Here is a 16,485-nt window from a genome sequence, read left to right on the forward strand (position 1 = left end):
AGAGGATTGTGAAAGGTGGAAGGCCGCAGAAATCCGCGCATGCTGTTTCCGCCTCCGGATACGGTCGTTTGTGAAAGATACTGGATGACGCGCGAACCCTATCTGATCGGCTATGCCCGCGTGTCGAAGGGCGACGAGCAGTCGAACGCCGCGCAGCGGCGCGCGCTCGATGCCGCCGGCTGCAAGCGCGTTTTCGAGGAGACCGCCAGCGGGGGGCGATGGGACCGACCCAAGCTCCTGGAGATGATCGGCCAGTTGCGCGAGGGAGATGTCGTCGTCGTCTGGAAGCTCGACCGGCTGTCGCGCAGCCTGAAGGACATGCTGCACATCATGGAGCGAATTGAGTTGGCGGGAGCGGGCTTCCGCTCGCTGACCGAGGCGATCGACACCACCACCGCGGCAGGGCGGATGATGATGCAAATGGTGGGAAGCTTCGCCGAGTTCGAGCGGGCCATGATCCGCGAACGCACCAGTGCCGGCCTTGCTCAGGCCCGCGCAGAAGGACGGATCGGCGGGCGCCGGCGCAAGCTCGGCGACAAGCAGCGCCGTGAAATCGCCGAGTCCGTCACGTCCGGCCGCAAGTCCGGTGCCGAGATGGCGCGGCTCTATGGCGTCAGCGAGCCCACCGTCTCGCGCATCGTCGCCGCGCACCGCCAGCAATTCAGCCAGCAGCAGAGGGAACAGGCATGAAGCGTGGTCACGATCTGTCCGGCGTCATGAAGTTCGCCACCTCGCCGGCCTGGGCCGATCATCTTCGCGATGCGCTCGGCGATCATCTCGGGCTGGCGATGGAGGAGTTCGACTTCGAAGCGGACGAGCTGGCGGACATCGTCGGCGATCATTGGGCCGGCGTGTTGTGGGGATGCGCGTTCGAGGATCTGCTCACGCGCACCATCGAACCCGAGGACCGGAACATTGTTGATGACTATATTCGACGCCGGGGCTGGAACGAGAGCGGCTCGACCAAAATCTACCTGCGTGCCCTTCGATCGTCGGTGATGAGCCTCCACGAGGTGAGCGAGGTCGAGCCCGGAAGCGGCTTCCTTGTGCGTGACCTGATCCAGGGCGGCGAGCCGCTTCGAGTATCCGAGCGCAGCGCCTCGCAGACGCTGAAGCAATGGGACAGGATCGGTGCTCGCGTCGTGCAGGTCGGAGGCAAGCACCTCCTGTCGGGCGGCGTGCTTTCGTTCACGATGGAGGCGGCCGAGGCGCTCGTCGCCGATCTGCGGCGCTCGAAAGGCAAGCGCAGCCCGAGCACCGCGTTAAACCTAGACGCCGACGATCTGGCCGCACTTCCGGCCCTCATCAGCACGGCATGGCTGTGCGATGTCGTTCCCAAGACCATGGGACCGGCGTCCATCCCCACGCTGCACAACAGTGATGGCGAGGAGGTGGTGTTCCACCGCGTGCGCTTTCCCTTCGCACGCGGCGTGACCCAGGCGCTGGTCGGCGAGCGGCTCGATAGTGTCTCTGCGTTTCAGCGGGAAACCACGCACTTTTGGAACTGGCTGGGCGAGAAACCGGACGGAAAAGCGAGAAGCACTGGGCGCATGGCGTGGGGTGTGACAATGGCGGACGGCACCCCGGTGCTCGGCAATGTCGAATTGAAAGGCCGCGCCCTGATTCTCGCCGTCACCTCGGCCGAGCGGGCGAAACGCGGCACGGCGCTCATGACCGATGCGCTCGCCGGGTTGGTCGGCTCGCCGCTGACCACGATCGAGACGGTCGAACAGGCCATGGCGGCGCGGGCCGAGGGACTGACAACGTCCGAACCGGCACCCGCCATTGCGCCAGAGGTGGCAACCCCGCTCATCCATGCCATGCTCGACCGTCAGTACCGCGCGACGCTCGATGAACCCGTCGGCATGCTTGGCGACATCACCCCGCGCGCGGCCGTTCGAACCGCTGCGGGCCGTGGCCGAGTGGCCGGATGGCTCAAGTATCTTGAAAACTGCAGCAGCAGCAGTCAGCTCGACCGGAACGACCCGATGGTCACCTACGACTTCACCTGGATGTGGAGCGAACTTGGCATCGAGAACCTGCGCAAATAGCTTGCTACCGCCGACGCCTACCGTGAATCCGTGTCCTGATAATGCACAGGGGCCTCCACGCTCCGCCTTGCGAAGGAACGCGATCATAGCGACGACGATGAGCAAGGCTTCGAGCCCCTCGCGCAGCAAGATCGTGAATGCGCCCAGGAAGGTGGAGGCCTCCGTGGCGGCATCAGGCGCCAGCGCGGCTTCAGCATCGTCGAACAGTCCGTCGAGCACTGACACCTTTTCCGCGAGCTCGTCGGGCGAGGTGCCGCGGTCGATCGCGGCTCGGAACTCGCCCATCGCGCCTTCGATCCGGCCCATCAGGGTCGCGTCGCGCGCGGTGAGCGTTGGTTCGACCGGCTCGAACCCGTCGAGATAAGCCGACAAGGCCAGCTCCCTCGCCCCGCGCGCATCGCCGCGCCGCGCTGCCGCTAGGCTTTGGGCGAGCTTGCCGCGCGCAACCGCAAGCGAGCCGGGCGCGTGTTGCATCACCTGATCGGGATGGCGGCGGAGATAGGCCATGACCGCACCGGCCTTCGCTTCGCCAATCGAGGAGGCGAGCGCGGCCGGGGTGAGCGCGACGAGGGTTTTCAGGTCTGGTATGCGCTGGTGAATCGCCGGGTCCGATTTCCACAACTGCTCGCCTTCACGCGCCTGCTCGTCGGTGAAGGCGAAACTGCCGGCGCGGAACGCTAACGCCCAGCGTCGATCATTGGACAGATCGGCGAAGCTCTGCATCGCGGTCCCGTCGATCCCTTGCGTCACCACCTGATACAGCGCGAACACGCTCCGCTGGCGGGCGCGCTCGGCATCAGTAAATGCGATCGGGGGCGGGTCGAGCTTGGCTGCGTCCGGGCCGCGACCGTCGCCCGTCAAGCCATGGCAGGATGCACAGGATTGTCGGAACACCCCATCGGCCGAGGCGAGGTCCGGAGCCTTGTTGGGCGCGAGCGGCACTGGATAGACGCGCAGCAGATCAGCTGCCAGCCCATGCGCGGTGGTCGCCACCTGTGCAGCCGGTGCTTTGCGCGCGATCATCCCTTGCAGGTTGTCGGCTCCCTGAACGAGCGCCTGCCGTTCCGGCTTCGCCGGCAGATCGCGCAGCCGCGTCGCAACGGACGCGGCGAACTCGTTCATCTCGGCATATTCAGCCGCGCTCTTGATCCGGCCATCCGCGACCGCTCCGCCATAATCGACGGCCATATAGTCGAGCAGCCGCCATGCGGTTTGTACGTCGCCGGGTGCGGCCATAGCCGCAGCCGGGACAAGTAGCGCGGCGAGCGTGATGGCAAGCTCCAGGAGGGCAAGTTTGGAACACTTCACTTCATATTATCTTTGTCTCGATGCGATGGAGCTTAGCCCGCAGGCCATCAACGATCCTGCGAAGGAATCGCATTAGCATACTGGGCCGTACCGAACAGTGGCGATGCCGCTCAAAGTTGTAGCCGCGGCCCACGGCTCCCCCCGTCACCCCAAAAAACTGCCTTGATGACGCTCGAATAAGCTTCGGTAGCTCGCATACACCATGCCGAGCCCTCCTCTCTGGAGGCAAGTAAGGCCTCAAATTACGTATTTGTCCCAGCTTGCATAATGCTCGGGGCTGCGCTTGCCGCGCGGCAGGCTGAGCCCGATGAGCGCGATTCCCACGACCACCGACACGATCGCCCCAAGGGGGCCGGCCCCTGTCAGCAGGAACGGGGCAGCGACGAGCCATGCCCCGAACGCGACATTGATGAAGCGGAGAGCGCGGGCCACCTCTGCGGTAGCGATGATCGCGACGGTGATGACCAGGGCGCCTACCACATGGTCGCTGTTCGCCATGGGGCCTTCATTGCCCAGTGTCACCCGGGTGAGCATCAGGAATGCGCCGAGCGCGATACTGACCGCCAGCGTCCACGGCAGCGTCAGCCCGCGCTTCGTGTCGGCCCAAAAGGCGGCAGGCGACGACATCACATCGGAGGCGTCCTCACTGCCGGCCTCGATCGCATCGCCCTTGAAGAAGGTGCGGATCAGCGGCTTGCCGCGGCACTTCGCCCAGACGAGGAACTGGCCCATGGCAATGACCTCATCGAGCGCGAACGGGATCATGATCAGCATGGCAAGGGCGGCGATCAGCGCCAGCGTGCTCCACGTGCCGATGACGATGGGCTGGCTGATGATGAAGTAGATGCTGACGACGCCGAGCGGGATGACCAGGATACCGAAGAAGGTCACCATCCACGGCATCGTCCGCCAGCGGTCGCGGGTTCCCATCACCGCCATCAGGATCTCGAGCACGTAGCTCACCGTGCCAAGCCCGCCGTCGGGAATCGGCCAGGCCTTGGACATGCCCGACGTGATAATCTCCTCCGTCCCGTTGCGGGGGTCGGTCAGCGATCCGACAAAGAAGGGCTCCCAGACGCTATCGATGTGCCCCAGCTGGTAGGCGGTCAGGATGCGCGAGGTGAGAAGGCCGATCAGGCCCATGGCGACGATCGGCAGCCGCTGAGCATCGGTGGACGGAGAATAGGTCCATCCAGGCGGGATGTTCTTGGAGTCCATCATGCCGGCCATGCTCATGCCCGGCATCATCGGCACGAGCACCGACAGCGCGATGACTGCGGACCCGACGAGCAGGTTGTTGTTGTACTGCGCGGCGCTCGGACTCCAGAAGATCAGCGGCGCGAAGAACAGCCAGATGCCGATGAACGCGACAGCCCACTGCGCCCATGTCTTGGTGCGCGGGACGAGCGAAAGTGCGCCGAACAGCGCGATAGCAAGCCCGCTGACGAGATCGCTTACGGCCAGCGCGCTCGCACGCCACTCGATCGACGGCAGTCCGCGATCGACCGTTACGAACCGCGCCGCTTCACCGACGCTCTGCGTGGTCATGGAGTCGTAGATGAGCGGGCTTGAGGCGAGCCACAGACCGAGGCCGATGTTGGCGTAAAGCGCCCAGCGCGCGCGGCGCTCGTCGCGGTCCATTATAGCCATGTGATCGCCATGTGCACCGTGGCTGGGCATCGCCATGTCCCCAGCCCCGGCCCCGTGCCCCATAGCGGCATCGTCCATGTTGCCATGGTCCTGAGCTCCGTGCTCCATGCCGGGCATCGCGGCAGCTGCCACTTCAGGCGGGTGACGGTCCAACTCGGCCGGCTTGGGATCGGACTTTTCGTTCCAGGCGACCAGGTTTTCGTTGAGCTTGTTGTTTCGGTACCAGGCGCGCGGGTGGCGCTTCAACGCCGCAACGATCGTCGGAAGTGTTTCGCGAAGACTGTGCTTCGGCTCCCATCCAAGCAGCGACCGTGCGCGCGAGATATCGAGAATATAGTGGTCGTTACTGCTGTCGATCATCCAGGGCTGGATGAAATCGTCGTCGCCGAGTGCCTCGTTCTGAAGAACGATACCGGCCTTCGCGAGCGGCTGCGGGATGCGGATTGTCTTCCAGCCCTCGCCGTGGAGCGCCTCGCCGACGATATCCTGGATTTCGGCGTAGCCGGGGGCATCGGGTTCGCCGATGAGCAGGGGCAGTTCAGACGGAAGATCGTGCCGCCGATCGACCAGGCGCACCACGGCTTCCGCCAGGTCATCGCGGTGCACCGATGATTGCGCCGCGCACAGCATGCCAGGATAGAAATGCGAGATCAGGCGGTGCTCGTAGATCTGCGATATCTGCTGCGCGAGAAACGCCGAGCGCCCGTCGTCGTCGTAAACTCCTGCGGCGCGGAGGAAGACGACGGGGATGTTCCCGTGGCGCTCATGCAGCAATGCCTCGGTGTCGACCTTGGACTGCGGATACGCCCAGGACGCACCGATTGGCGACTCCTCGCTGATGCGCTCCTCCGGAGTGGCGGTCGGCTTATGGACCAGCATCGTGCTGGCGAAGACGAATTGCTCGACCTCGAACGATTGCAGCCCGTCAATCAGCCGGCGGGTGCCCTGGACTGTCACCTTGTCATAGAGCGGGTTAGGCTTGCCGGTTATGTCGTAATAAGCGGCTAGGTGGATAACCGACGCGATGCGGGCGCCGTATCGTGCGCGCACCTCCTCGAGCGCGGCGCGGACCGCCTCGTCGGACCCGAGATCGATGGCGACCGCGGCCGCAGGAGGCGGCGGGTCCGGAGGACCGGCACGATCGAGTCCGACGACCGTGTAGCGTTCGCCGAGCCGGGCAATGAGCGCGGCGGCTATGAAACCGCTCGCACCCGTGATCAGAACGACGCCGCCGTCACCTTGGCCGCTGCCGGCATCACTGCGTTTGACATCGGCCATGATTTGCTACCCTCGTTCGTTCATCTCTCAATACATCAACAGACCCAGCAGAGGTAACCTCACCTACATGCCCGATGCGGGCGGTGCGAGGGTGCCAAGCCATGCCACAAGTGCCAGGATACCGATTACGCAGGCTGTCTCGACCGCCAGGCTGACTCGCAGCGCCATAAGCGCTCCGTCATGATCGTTCATGGCAATCGATCGTTCGAAGGCCGGCGTGAGGCGGAAGCGATTGAGCGAAGCGAGCCCCAGCATCGCTGCGAACAAGACCAGCTTGGCAAGCAGCAGCAAGCCGTAGAGCGTCGTGCCCAAGGACGTGAAATTGGCTGGGCCTATGAGCAGCCAACTATTGATCAAGCCGGTGATCACTAAAATGGCAACCACGAGCGTGCCCACCGCCCCGAAGCCGTGCAGCGCCCGATGGGTGAGCTGAAGGTGCGCGGTATCGATCGCCTCGGCGCGGCGCGTCATCAGGAGAAGCAATCCGAACAGTGCGCCAACCCATATACCGCCTGCGAGGAGATGGAGAATATCCGCGCCCAGGTGAAGCCATCCGGTGCTTCCCTCGTCCATGGCGCCGTGCCCGTTCCAAGCGAGTGTCGCCAACGCCGTAGCGGCGGCAATCATGGCGGTCGCCAGCCATGATGCTCTGCCTCGCGCCAGCAGGGTCGCGCCCCCGGCAATGACCAGCGCCATCATTCGCACCTTCCAGGCGGAGCCAACCGGTGGCCCTCCGAGCAGCGCAGCCACCGCGGCCTCGTCGACCGGCCAGAATGGGGATCCGGCCATCGACGAGGCCATGAGGGTTAGGCCAGCGGCTGAAAGCAGCAACCCGAGCACAGCACTTCCGGAAAGCCAAGGCCGCAGAGCGATTGCATCCTCGCGCTCGCCGAGCCTAAGGCCATAGAGGCTGAACGCCGACAGGCCGAACAGCACCGTCAGGACCAGGTACAACGCCAAGCGGATGGCGACGGTCGGCCAGTCGAGCATTCGCTCACTTCACCGTGAAGGTGTAGCTGCCGGTGATTTTGTGCGTGTCGCCGGAAACGACTTGCCAGTCGACGTTGTAACGCCCGCGCGGAAGACGCTGCTTGGGGATGATGGTTAGCGTACGCCCGTCGGAGCCGACCGCGGCGCTGCTGGGCATCTTCATGGCCGCCATGCCAGGCATCGCGGCCATGATCAGTTCGGCCTTGGAGAAAGCAGGTACGAGTTTCTCGCTGAACTGGAGGCTGATCTTCTCCGGGGTCGCGACGGCCGCGTTGGCGGCGGGGCTGGCGGACACCAGCTTCGGGTGCGCGTTTGCCACGCCGCCTGCGAAGAACAAGGCGGCGGCGGCAGTCGTGATGAACAAGCGACGCATGCGGGTAATCTCCATTTCCGTTGAGTTCACCTGTATTACGCAGCAGGACGGGTCATCCCTCACGATCTTTTTTCGTGCCGCCGCACCCTCTTGATGAGGGGGAAGCGGCATCGGCGCGTATTCACAAGGGAGTACAGAGCGCTTTCTACCTGCGCCTACCGTCCGAATGAGTAGGGCCGCGGGCCCGCCGGGCGCATGCGCGGGGTAATGATGAGGTTGCGGTTGACCAATCAAGGCTGGACTGGCGATCCCGAGGAGGTCATCGACTGTCTGATTGTGGGCGGCGGTCCCGCTGGCCTCACGACCGCGATCTATCTTTCCCGCTTTCTCAGGAGCTGCGTCGTTTACGACGCGGCGGCGGGGCGCGCCGCCTCCATCCCGCGCTCGCACAACCTCCCAGGATTTCCCGGCGGCATTTCCGGCGTCACGTTTCTTGCGCGCCTGCAGGCTCAGCTGCATGAATATGGCGGTACGGTCCAGAGCGGTGAGATCGACGCGATCGTCGCATCAGGCGATCACTTCTCGGCAAGTTGCGGACCGAACGTCCTGTACGCGCGGACCGTCGTGCTCGCGACGGGTGTCGTCAATCGACGTCCCGAGATGCCCGATGCGATGCATGACATCGGCGTCGCGCGTGGTCTTCTCCGCTACTGCCCGATTTGCGATGGTTATGAGGCTCGGCGGATGAGCGTGGCGGTGCTCGGCTGCGACGACCATGGCGCTGAAGAAGCCGAATTCCTGCGCGCTTATGGTGCCAAGGTCACGCTTCTCGCCGAACGGTCGCTCGACCTCGCACCGACCGAATTTGCCAAGCTGAACCAGCAGGGCGTCGATGTCGCCCCCTCGCCTGTCGAGCAGCTGCGTCTTGGCGATTGTGTCGAGGTTCGATTGGCCAATGGTCTGGAGCTACAATTCGACACGCTTTACCCTGCGCTCGGCTCGTCGCCTCGAACGCGGCTTGCCACTTTGCTGGGCGCGAAGCTCAGCGAATCAGGTTGTGTGCTGACCAACGCCCACCAACAATCCTCTGTTGCCGGCCTCTACGCGGTTGGCGACGTTGTGGAAGGGCTCGATCAGATCAGCGTCGCGACCGGACAAGCAGCGGTCGCTGCGACCGCAATCCATAACCTATTGCGCGACCGCGACAGCGGATTGGCATCCGCCATGGCCGGGCTGTGGCCGGCTCAGGGCCTACCGCCGACCTAGGGTGAGCCATTGGCAGTGCAACGAGTGAAAGCCCTAAACCGGAGCGCTGATTCGTACCACACGGCGATCGGCGACACGACCGTTCTCGGTTCGATGATCCCGCACCAAGATGGTGCGCGCGCAGGTGGCGTGGCCGTCGAAACTGTGCGCTACCCCCGGCGCCGGGGGTTAATCGATACGCCAAAGCGGCCGAACGGTCCGACGCAAAGGCCGGAACATTTCAGGTTCGTTACCTCTTACTTGGACAGGGGGTGAGCGCTACCTGAACAGGAGAGAACCATGCACCACATGCAAGAGATGATCGCCACGCATCCGGACGTGAAAGGAAACACGAACGACGCACTGATCCGCTGTATCGAGGAGTGCTACTCATGTGCTCAGATCTGCACGTCGTGCGCTGATGCCTGTCTGGCGGAAGAGATGGTCGCACAGCTTCGCCAGTGCATTCGTCTGAACCTCGACTGCGCCGACATCTGCCTGGCGGCAGGTTCGCTTGGCACCCGCCGCACCGGCAGCAATGAGCAAGCGCTGGTCGCGGCTCTTCAAGCCTGCGCCATCGCCTGCGGGTTGTGCGCGGAAGAATGCGAGAAGCATGCGAGCACGCACGAGCATTGCCGCATCTGCGCTGAACACTGCCGTCGCTGCGAGCAGGCTTGCAGCGAAGCAGTTCAGTCGATCCGCTGATCAGCCAAAGGGCGCGTCCTCGGTGAAGACGCGCCCTCGGCCGTCCCTGTTCAGGAAACGACCGCTTTATGCGCACAGCCGGACCTGTTCAGAATGCCAAGTGGTTTATTCCGCCGTGCATGAAGGTTCCGCCAAGGAACCCCTGGATGGAGATCGCGAGCGTCATCAGGCCAAGCACCACCCAGTACAACGTCCGCGACCGCTCGGGAACCTTACGGTGGCGCGCTGCCATCCAAGCCAGCGCGACGCCGAAGACCGCGATCAACGTCCCGAGCCAGCGATGCGTCATCAGGATCGGGTTGCGGTCGGTCAGGTAGAACCCGCCCGCGAACCAGCCCAGGAACGCCGCCGCGATCGCTCCCAGCGCGCCGACGACCAGCATTATATGTGCGACATGCTGATAGTCGCGGTTGCGGCGCCACAACCCGAACAGCTCCACCCCGAACGCACCGATGAACAGTGCGATGGGAAAATGAATGACCATGGTGTGCAGCCGGCCCAGCCAGCTCACAAGCCGTTCACCGAAACTCTTGTTCTTGTTGGCGGTCTCCTCGTGCATGCCGCCCATGTCCATGTCGTCGCCGGCGATGTCGCGGCCGCCCATGTTCATGTCCACGGTCGACATAGAGCCCATGTCCATGTGGCCGTCGCCGGCGTCCGCTCCATCCTTTTTCTGAGTCTCGACTGCGCTGTTAGCGGTGGGCCCGGGACCGGCCCCAAGCGCATCATGATCTTCATGCGCGGATGCCGACGTGCTTACTGACATTGCAACCGCAAGGAGCAGAGCGAAGGCCCCGGCTCGTTTACCGCTCATCACCCAACTCCTTGATTCGTGGTCATCGATTCCCGTGTACGCACGCCGCCTTCTCTCCTCACCGGCCCGGATCCCTTTGTGAACTCTTCGCCTGCTCTTCCAGACGAACTGGACCGTGGAGCCTACGCCGGCTGCGGCAGCGGAGGCCTGCGCCTAGCCTGAAAAAAACCGCCGATCAGCTGCCGTGGCGCGCGAACAGGCGGCGCCCGCCTGGACCGAAGGCGACCACGTCATAGGCCTGCGCCTTGACGCCCGGCACTTCCATTCCCGGCGAGCCGAGCGGCATACCGCCGACCGCGAGGCCCCGCATGCCCTTGGGCCGGGTCGCGAGAGCCCGCTTCATGTCGGCAATCGGCACGTGGCCCTCGAAAGCCATGCCATCGGCGATTGCTGTGTGGCAGGACGAGACGTCCGCTGGGACTCCCGCGCGCTTCTGCAGCGCGGGGCGGCTCGGATCATCGACGACGCGCACCTGGCGGCCGAGCTGCCGCTGCACCTGCGTCGCCCACTTGGCGCAACAGCCGCATCCGGGGTCGCGGTGCATAACGATCGGGGTGGCCGCGCTGACGGCAACCGGAACCAAAAAGGCTGCGGCAGTAAGCGCGGATCGCAAAGCTGTCTTCATGGAAAAACTCCTTGATCATTCCTCCCGCCCCCTGATTGAGGGCGGAAGGAACAAAGGTTATTACTGCGGAGGCTTGCCCATCGCCCGGAGCATCGCCTGAAGTTCACCGATGCTCTTGTTTTGCTCGGCAATAGACTTTTGAGCGATTTGCCGGGTCTTCGCATCGGCCCCCTGGCGAAGAACGATCTGCGACATGGCAATCGCACCGCGGTGATGCTCAATCATCTTGCGAGCCCAAGTCTCGCTTGCATTGGCGCCCTTGGCCGCCATCATCTTTTTCTGCATCTCCATCTCGGCGGGCATGAAGGGCGTGTTCATGCCAGGCATGTTGTCGTGGTTCATGCCCTCCATTTTCGAGTGGTCCATGCCTTGCATCTGCTGCTGAGCCAAAGCTGGGCTCGTTGTCATCGCTGCCAGAGCCAGAACTGTAATCGTCTTAAACATTGGACTTCTCCTTCTTGGACTCAGCCAACGCAACAAGACCTAGCCGGCCTCAAAACCATGTGCGAATGCCCAGAACGAGACTGGTCGACGCCGCTCCCTCGCCTTCGGCGCGCGCCAGGCGGGCGGTGTCCCCGAACCTGCGATCGTACGAGATACCCACATAGGGCGCGAACTCGCGCCTGATCTCGTAGCGGAGCCGCAAACCGAGTTCGGCCGTGGACAGGCCGGAACCGACGCCGATTTCCGGCACGTCCTGGGCGGCGAAGTTGAACTCGGCGCGTGGCTGAAGGATCAGCCGCTGTGTGATCCGCTGATCGTAATAGCCTTCCAGACGCCCGAGCAGGTCGCCCTTATTGGACAGGAACAGCGCGCCCTCGACATCGAAGAAGCCGGGTGCAAGGCTTTCAAAGCCGACCGCCGCATAGACACGCGAAGGATTGGGCTTGAAGTCGTAACGGACGCCAAGCTGTATGTCTGTGTATGGGCCTACGGCGCGCGAATAAAGCGCCTGCACCTCCGCCGCTTCCAGGCTTTGCCCGATATTCCCCTCGCCCTCGGTCTTGAGCACCAGTCGGTTGATATCGCCCCCATACCAGGCGCTACCGTCCCACCGGTAACTATCGCGTCCATCCCGGATCTGGACTTCAGCCAGATTGAATATGACCTGTGAGAAATTCTGTCCCCCGTGCATCTGCAGATGCTGCTGCGAATGCGCCATAGCGGCGGCAGAGTAGACTTGGTCCGCGGCCCGATCCGTCGGGATCGGCGGCGGCGGAGCGTTGCCGGCCGGCAGGTTGGTCCCGACCATCGTCGTCCCCGTGGTCGGAGGAGACATGCTTCCCATATCGTGACCCGCCATGCCTTGCATGGCCCCCGAACCCTGATCCATTCCCGGCATCGAACCATGGTCCATGCCCGGCATGGCACTTGGCTGGCCGGGGGCGGCACCGCCGGAGGTATCTGGCATCGCCGACATGTCGTGCCCGGCGTCAGGATTCGGGTTGGCTTCAGGCGTACTCATGCCCGGCATCGCCGTCATGTCATGACCGGCGTGAGGATCTACCACGACCGTTCCCGGTGCCGGAGGCCTGGCGGACCGATCTGCGGCGGACCTGGCCCCCGATCCCGCCTTCGCGCGCGGTATCGACCTGGCAGCGGGCTTCACGGACTTCTTGCGCGCGGCGGGCTTGGCCGCTGCTGGCTTCTTAGTGGCAGGCTTTTTCACCGTTGTCGTCTTTGGCGGTGGCATCTTCATGCCCGGCATATTGGAATGGTCCATCTGCGCGGCCGCAGATGTTGCCAGGCCAAGCGCCGCGCCGCCCGCGATCAGGAGGAGCTTAAACTGCATCGCGGTTCTCCTCGCCCATCGGGCGAACGGTCACGACACGCATCATCCCTGCGGTCATGTGATAAAGATTGTGGCAATGGAACGCCCAGTCGCCCACCGCATCGGTCGTCACGTCGAACGTCATTTTGCCGCCAGGCGCTACATTCACCGTGTGCTTACGTGGCGCGAAGTCGCCATGCCCGGTCACCAGTTCGAAGAAGTGCCCGTGCAAGTGGATTGGATGCGGCATCATGGTGTCATTGATCAGGGTGACGCGCGCCCGCTCGTCCTTACGGAACGGGATTGGGTCAGCGGGATCGCTGAGCTTCTGGCCGTCAAAGCCCCACATATAGCGCTCCATATTGCCGGTCAGATGGAGTTCGAACTGGCGCGCCGGGGCACGAACGTCCGGGTTGCGATCCAGCGCGACAAGGTCGCGATAAGTGAGCACGCGATGATCGACGCCTTCCAGCCCCTGCGGCGGCTCGCCCGTGCGGTCCTTCGGCATCGGCGAGATGGTCTGCACCCCAGGCCCCATCTTGACGCCGGGCGCGTTCTTGGGGTTGCGCATGTTCATGTCCATGCTCATGCCGCCGGAGCCGTGATCCATTCCAGCCATGCCGCCCGCGCCCATGCTGCCATGGTCCATCCCGGCCATGCTTCCGCTTCCCGTCTGGGGCGGGGTTGTGCCCGACGCGCCGGCACCCATCTGGCTGTGGTCCATTCCCGCCATCGCGCCGGAGTTCATTTTGCCATGATCCATGCCGGCCATGCCCGCCATCCCGGACCCAACCGCGACCGCTCCGTGGTCAGTCGGTCCCTTCCAGCCGGTTAGCTTCCATAGGTTGCGTGATGCGTTCTGCTGCACAGTGGGGTCCAGGCCGCGCTTCGCCACCGGGTTCTCGTCGGACATCCCCGACATTCCCTCCATCCCCTTCATGCCTCCCATATCCATGCCCATGTCGGTCATGGTCAGGAGCGTGCGCGGGCGAAGCGGCGGGACTGGGGCGATCATGCCCTCGCGCGGTGCCAGGGTGGCGCGCCCCATGCCGGAACGGTCGATCGCTTCGGACACGAAGCTGTAGGCGCGGTCGCCGGGCGTCACGATCACGTCGAACGTCTCCGCGACCCCGATCTGGAACTCGTCCACTTCGACGGGCCGGACGTTCTGGCCGTCGGCCTGCACCACTGTCATTGGCAGGTCAGGGATGCGGACGTTGAAGTTGGTCTGCGCCGCGGCGTTGACGATGCGTAGCCGGACGCGCTCCCCCGGCCGGAAGAGACCCGTCCAATTGTCGTAAGGCCCAAAGCCATTGACCAGGAAGGTGTAGGTCGAACCCGTGACGTCCGCGATGTCCGCCGGGTCCATCCGCATCTGCCCCCACTTCAGGCGATCCTTGAGGGGCATTTCCCGTCCGGCGAGCAGTCCACTCAGCGTCGGGCGCTGATAGTTGAAATAGGCACCGCCCATCTGCTTGAGCTTGCGGAAGATCTCCTCACCGGTCATCTGGCTGTGATCGGAGAGCACGATCACATGCTCGCGGTCGAATGCGATCGGGTCGGGTCCCGCGGGATCGATGACGATGGGGCCGTAGAGCCCGCCCTGCTCCTGCTCGCCCGAGTGGCTGTGGTACCAGTAGGTGCCTGACTGCACGACTGGAAATTCGTACACGAAAGTCGAACGTGCCTTGATGCCGGGGAAACTGATGCCCGGCACGCCGTCCATTTGGAACGGCAGAATGAGGCCGTGCCAGTGGATCGAGCTATCCTCGTCAAGATTGTTGGTCACCGCGAGCCGGACCTTCTGGCCCTCCTTGAGGCGGACGAGTGGCGCCGGGACCGTGCCGTTCACCCCGATCGCGGGCGTTGTAATTCCGTCCATGACCAGCTTCATCCGGTCGATCGTCAGCGCGATTTCCGTGCCTGATACGGTCGGCAGCGGCTTGGCGATGCCGCGCGACACAGGTTGCGCCCAGGCTGGCAGATAGGCCGACATGGCCAGCGTGCCGCCGAGCATGGCGGTTCCGCGCATCACGTCGCGCCGGTTCAGATTGCGGCTCATGCTGTTCCTTCACTCCAATTCAATGCTTGCAGCCGGGGGACGCCGCCGCTGACATTACCCCTTATTACGCATGAACCAGCCCGCCCCCTCATGCGCAATTAAGAATATTCGACAATTTTATTCGCGCGCGCCGGAGCCGCGTCTCCACGGCCTTGCCGCTGATCCCCAGCGCGGCGGCAGTTTCCCCTTGGGACAAGCCTTCCACGGTCCGCAGCAAGAGCGTCTCCTTGAGCGTGGCCGGCAGCTGGGACACCGCGCGCGAAAGCCGGACTAGTTCTGCGCGATCGAAGGTTACCGCGTCGGCGCCTGGCGCCTCGTCTCGCTCACCCTCGATCGTCTCAGGGGGCGTTTGCGGGAGGGGGCGGAATCCTACGCCAAGCTCGCCCAGATAGCCGGCGCGAGATCTTACTTGTTGCTGCCTTCTACGGTCGCGCCAGAAAGGCGACGGCTCAGTTCTATCCGGCGATGGCTACGCATTTTGAAGGTGTCTGGCCCAACGCGCCGATACTCAATGAAGCCGAGAGAACGCCAAAATCGCTCTGCCGCTTCATTCGCTTCCAGCACGGCCAACCGAATCTCTGTGGCACCTCTCGCAGCGGCCCAGCTTTCGACCGTCGAGTAAATTGAGCGTCCGACGCCACGACCACGCTGTGCGGCATCTACGATCATGAAGCCGAGATACCATGTGCCATCACGCGGATAATCGCGGAGGATGGCCGCGATTGCATATAGGCCGCCAGGCCCCTTCCATCCCAGGACAGCTTGATTGTGGGCGCTCTTTTCGGGCGGCACATCGGAGAAAAGCTCGCGAGCATCGTCCAGCGTGGGCGCGGCCCCGTCCTGCAACAGGAAATAGTCGCTGCAACGGTTGTACAGGTCTGCAACGTCTGCGGCGTCCGCTTGGGTAAGTTTGATCGGGGCTCCCGTCATCATCATCGCGTTTTGGCAGCAAGCACGCGCTGACCGTAATCCCGGAGTTCCCCGTTGGGACCGACATAGCGGTAGAGAGTGACGCGCTCGATCCCGAGTTCCTTGCAGAGGTCGGAAACGGACGTGTCGCGTTGGGCCATAGCAGCCTGAGCGAGCCGCACCTGGGCCTTGGAGAGGGCGAACTTGCGGCCACCCTTGCGTCCCCGCGCGCGGGCAGCGGCCAGGCCAGCCATGGTGCGCTCGCGGATCATATCCCGCTCAAACTCCGCCAGTGTGGCAAAAATGCCGAACACCATCCGGCCCGATGGCGTCGTGGTGTCGATCTGCGCGCCCTTGCCGGTGAGCACCCGCAGACCGATACCGCGATCCGACAGATTCTGCACCGTGCTGACCAGGTGGGTGAGCGTTCGGCCGAGCCGGTCGAGCTTCCAAACGATGAGGACATCGCCGTCGCGCAACGATTTCAGGCAGGCGGCAAGACCGGGGCGATCATCACGGCTACCGGATGCACGATCATCATAGATATTGCCTGGCTCGACACCGGCAGCGCGAAGGGCATCGTGCTGCAGGTCGAGCGACTGCGAGCCGTCGGCTTTGGACACGCGGGCGTAGCCGATCAGCATGGATCACAAACGAAGGTTTGAGGCGGTGACGAACATGAGCACATAAGATTGGGCTATTGTGTATCTCAACCAGCATCTCAATCAAGCTATCTCAAACCGTAGCTCGGAAAGAATAAGGAG

Annotated in this window: 15 protein-coding genes and 1 pseudogene; 4 read left to right on the plus strand and 12 right to left on the minus strand. The window is 63.8% G+C overall.

The features are described from left to right. Nucleotides 1-84 precede the first annotated feature (84 nt). Nucleotides 85-690, plus strand: coding sequence for a recombinase family protein (locus tag OVY48_RS07175; RefSeq protein WP_011950671.1), 606 nt, complete (start codon nt 85-87; stop codon nt 688-690). Beyond that, nucleotides 687-2,051 carry a hypothetical protein gene (locus tag OVY48_RS07180; protein WP_049285548.1) on the plus strand — a complete coding sequence of 455 codons (1,365 nt, stop codon included), beginning with the start codon at nt 687-689 and terminating at the stop codon, nt 2,049-2,051. Before OVY48_RS07175 ends, OVY48_RS07180 begins: the two co-directional genes overlap by 4 nt. A gap of 54 nt (nt 2,052-2,105) precedes the next feature. On the opposite strand, the pseudogene OVY48_RS07185 reads toward OVY48_RS07180, so the two are convergent. The 4 genes and pseudogenes from OVY48_RS07185 to copC all read right to left on the minus strand — a co-directional run. Next, nucleotides 2,106-3,359 (minus strand): annotated as a pseudogene (locus tag OVY48_RS07185) (c-type cytochrome); the annotation flags it as partial. Between the two features lie 237 nt (nt 3,360-3,596). Then, entirely contained in the window at nt 3,597-6,287 is a 2,691-nt protein-coding gene (locus tag OVY48_RS07190; protein ID WP_313922320.1) for a vitamin K epoxide reductase family protein, read from the minus strand. Between the two features lie 63 nt (nt 6,288-6,350). After that, on the minus strand, nt 6,351-7,277 hold the full coding sequence (copD, locus tag OVY48_RS07195) for a copper homeostasis membrane protein CopD (RefSeq protein WP_313922321.1): 927 nt from the start codon (nt 7,275-7,277) through the stop codon (nt 6,351-6,353). Between the two features lie 4 nt (nt 7,278-7,281). Beyond that, nucleotides 7,282-7,650, minus strand: a complete 369-nt coding sequence (gene copC / locus OVY48_RS07200) for a copper homeostasis periplasmic binding protein CopC (RefSeq protein WP_037475981.1) — start codon at nt 7,648-7,650, stop codon at nt 7,282-7,284. 222 nt (nt 7,651-7,872) lie between these two features. Between copC and OVY48_RS07205 the strand changes: the two genes are divergently transcribed. Both OVY48_RS07205 and OVY48_RS07210 read left to right on the plus strand, forming a co-directional pair. Then, complete coding sequence (locus OVY48_RS07205) at nt 7,873-8,856, plus strand: NAD(P)/FAD-dependent oxidoreductase (RefSeq protein WP_313922322.1); 984 nt, start codon at nt 7,873-7,875, stop codon at nt 8,854-8,856. 279 nt (nt 8,857-9,135) lie between these two features. Further along, complete coding sequence (locus OVY48_RS07210; RefSeq protein WP_313922324.1) at nt 9,136-9,540, plus strand: four-helix bundle copper-binding protein; 405 nt, start codon at nt 9,136-9,138, stop codon at nt 9,538-9,540. An 88-nt stretch (nt 9,541-9,628) separates the two neighbouring features. Here the strand turns inward: OVY48_RS07210 and OVY48_RS07215 are convergent, their stop codons facing one another. The 8 genes from OVY48_RS07215 to OVY48_RS07250 form a co-directional block, all read right to left on the minus strand. Then, a complete protein-coding gene (locus OVY48_RS07215; protein ID WP_313922325.1) occupies nt 9,629-10,354 on the minus strand; it encodes a DUF2231 domain-containing protein in 726 nt (241 codons plus the stop codon). Nucleotides 10,355-10,529: 175 nt separating this feature from the next. After that, nucleotides 10,530-10,979: a DUF411 domain-containing protein gene (locus OVY48_RS07220; protein ID WP_313922327.1), complete on the minus strand. Its 450-nt coding sequence runs from the start codon at nt 10,977-10,979 to the stop codon at nt 10,530-10,532. Between the two features lie 60 nt (nt 10,980-11,039). After that, entirely contained in the window at nt 11,040-11,423 is a 384-nt protein-coding gene (locus OVY48_RS07225; RefSeq protein WP_313922329.1) for a DUF305 domain-containing protein, read from the minus strand. Nucleotides 11,424-11,472: 49 nt separating this feature from the next. Beyond that, nucleotides 11,473-12,771, minus strand: a complete 1,299-nt coding sequence (locus tag OVY48_RS07230; RefSeq protein WP_313922330.1) for a copper resistance protein B — start codon at nt 12,769-12,771, stop codon at nt 11,473-11,475. After that, a complete protein-coding gene (locus OVY48_RS07235; RefSeq protein WP_313922331.1) occupies nt 12,761-14,812 on the minus strand; it encodes a copper resistance system multicopper oxidase in 2,052 nt (683 codons plus the stop codon). The genes OVY48_RS07230 and OVY48_RS07235 overlap by 11 nt, the downstream gene beginning before the upstream one ends. 88 nt (nt 14,813-14,900) lie before the next feature. Continuing rightward, nucleotides 14,901-15,200, minus strand: coding sequence for an RNA polymerase sigma factor (locus OVY48_RS07240; protein WP_409593030.1), 300 nt, complete (start codon nt 15,198-15,200; stop codon nt 14,901-14,903). A gap of 17 nt (nt 15,201-15,217) precedes the next feature. Continuing rightward, entirely contained in the window at nt 15,218-15,748 is a 531-nt protein-coding gene (locus OVY48_RS07245; RefSeq protein ID WP_007686150.1) for a GNAT family N-acetyltransferase, read from the minus strand. Further along, nucleotides 15,745-16,365, minus strand: a complete 621-nt coding sequence (locus tag OVY48_RS07250; RefSeq protein ID WP_008832583.1) for a recombinase family protein — start codon at nt 16,363-16,365, stop codon at nt 15,745-15,747. Before OVY48_RS07250 ends, OVY48_RS07245 begins: the two co-directional genes overlap by 4 nt. Between the last annotated feature and the right edge of the window lie 120 nt (nt 16,366-16,485).

Source organism: Sphingobium sp. SA2 (assembly GCF_032227065.1).
Classification (GTDB): domain Bacteria; phylum Pseudomonadota; class Alphaproteobacteria; order Sphingomonadales; family Sphingomonadaceae; genus Sphingobium.